General features: G+C 52.3%; 2 rRNA genes (1 of these 2 cut by a window edge). Both read right to left on the reverse strand.

The annotated features are described in order from the left end of the window. Positions 1–2,293, reverse strand: a 23S ribosomal RNA gene (locus ACFVVK_RS20415); the annotation flags it as partial. A gap of 175 nt (positions 2,294–2,468) precedes the next feature. Next, positions 2,469–2,500 (reverse strand): 16S ribosomal RNA (locus ACFVVK_RS20420); its annotated part runs 1,166 nt beyond the window's last position; the annotation flags it as partial.

The following is a 2,500-nucleotide window of genomic DNA, read 5'->3' on the forward strand; positions in this document are numbered from 1 at the left end:
GGAGGCGGCCGCCCCAGTCAAACTGCCCACCTGACACTGTCTCCCCGCCCGATAAGGGCCGCGGGTTAGAATTTCAATACAGCCAGGGTAGTATCCCACCGATGCCTCCACCGAAGCTGGCGCTCCGGTTTCTCAGGCTCCTACCTATCCTGTACAAGCTGTACCAACATTCAATATCAGGCTGCAGTAAAGCTCCACGGGGTCTTTCCGTCCTGTCGCGGGTAACCTGCATCTTCACAGGTACTATAATTTCACCGAGTCTCTCGTTGAGACAGTGCCCAGATCGTTGCGCCTTTCGTGCGGGTCGGAACTTACCCGACAAGGAATTTCGCTACCTTAGGACCGTTATAGTTACGGCCGCCGTTTACTGGGGCTTCAATTCGCACCTTCGCTTACGCTAAGCGCTCCTCTTAACCTTCCAGCACCGGGCAGGCGTCAGCCCCTATACTTCGCCTTACGGCTTCGCAGAGACCTGTGTTTTTGCTAAACAGTCGCCTGGGCCTATTCACTGCGGCTCTCATGCGCTTGCACGCTCAAGAGCACCCCTTCTCCCGAAGTTACGGGGTCATTTTGCCGAGTTCCTTAACGAGAGTTCTCTCGCACACCTTAGGATTCTCTCCTCGCCTACCTGTGTCGGTTTGCGGTACGGGCACCTCTCACCTCGCTAGAGGCTTTTCTTGGCAGTGTGGAATCAGGAACTTCGCTACTATATTTCGCTCGCCATCACAGCTCAGCCTTCACGGGAAACGGATTTGCCTATTTCCCAGCCTAACTGCTTGGACGCGCATATCCAACAGCGCGCTTACCCTATCCTCCTGCGTCCCCCCATTGCTCAAATGGTGAGGAGGTGGTACAGGAATATCAACCTGTTGTCCATCGCCTACGCCTTTCGGCCTCGGCTTAGGTCCCGACTAACCCTGAGCGGACGAGCCTTCCTCAGGAAACCTTAGGCATTCGGTGGAGGGGATTCTCACCCCTCTTTCGCTACTCATACCGGCATTCTCACTTCTAAGCGCTCCACAAGTCCTTCCGGTCTTGCTTCACAGCCCTTAGAACGCTCTCCTACCACTGTTCGAAGAACAGTCCGCAGCTTCGGTGATACGTTTAGCCCCGGTACATTTTCGGCGCAGAGTCACTCGACCAGTGAGCTATTACGCACTCTTTAAATGGTGGCTGCTTCTAAGCCAACATCCTGGTTGTCTAAGCAACTCCACATCCTTTTCCACTTAACGTATACTTTGGGACCTTAGCTGGCGGTCTGGGCTGTTTCCCTTTCGACTACGGATCTTATCACTCGCAGTCTGACTCCCAAGGATAAGTCATCGGCATTCGGAGTTTGACTGAATTCGGTAACCCGGTAGGGGCCCCTAGTCCAATCAGTGCTCTACCTCCGAGACTCTTACCTTGAGGCTAGCCCTAAAGCTATTTCGGAGAGAACCAGCTATCTCCAGGTTCGATTGGAATTTCTCCGCTACCCACACCTCATCCCCGCACTTTTCAACGTGCGTGGGTTCGGGCCTCCATTCAGTGTTACCTGAACTTCACCCTGGACATGGGTAGATCACCTGGTTTCGGGTCTACGACCACGTACTCAATTCGCCCTATTCAGACTCGCTTTCGCTGCGGCTCCGCTCTTCTGCTTAACCTCGCACGGGATCGTAACTCGCCGGTTCATTCTACAAAAGGCACGCCATCACCCATTAACGGGCTCTGACTACTTGTAGGCACACGGTTTCAGGATCTCTTTCACTCCCCTTCCGGGGTGCTTTTCACCTTTCCCTCACGGTACTGGTTCACTATCGGTCACTAGGGAGTATTTAGCCTTGGGAGATGGTCCTCCCGGATTCCGACGGAATTTCACGTGTTCCGCCGTACTCAGGATCCACTCAGGAGAGAACGAAGTTTTGACTACAGGGCTGTTACCTCCTATGGCGGGCCTTTCCAGACCTCTTCATCTACCTCGTTCCTTTGTAACTCCGTACAGAGTGTCCTACAACCCCAAGAGGCAAGCCTCTTGGTTTGGGCTGGTCCCGTTTCGCTCGCCGCTACTCAGGGAATCGCATTTGCTTTCTCTTCCTCCGGGTACTTAGATGTTTCAGTTCCCCGGGTCTGCCTTCTCATATCCTATGTATTCAGATATGGATACCACTCCATTACGAGTGGTGGGTTTCCCCATTCGGAAATCTCCGGATCAAAGCTTGCTTACAGCTCCCCGAAGCATATCGGTGTTCGTCCCGTCCTTCATCGGCTCCTAGTGCCAAGGCATCCACCGTGCGCCCTTTCTAACTTAACCGTTAAAAAGAATCACTACGTGATATCTTGCATTACTAATTGAATGTGAATTACTTCTGTTATCTAGTTTTCAAAGAACAACATCTCGAAGAATCAAATGATCCTTCAAAACTAAACAAGACAGGGAACGTTCTGTTTATAAGACCCAAGGTCTTATATTCCGTTAAAATCCTTAGAAAGGAGGTGATCCAGCCGCACCTTCCGATAC

It is taken from the genome of Arthrobacter sp. NPDC058192 (assembly GCF_042883665.1).
Taxonomy (GTDB): Bacteria; Actinomycetota; Actinomycetes; order Actinomycetales; family Micrococcaceae; genus Arthrobacter.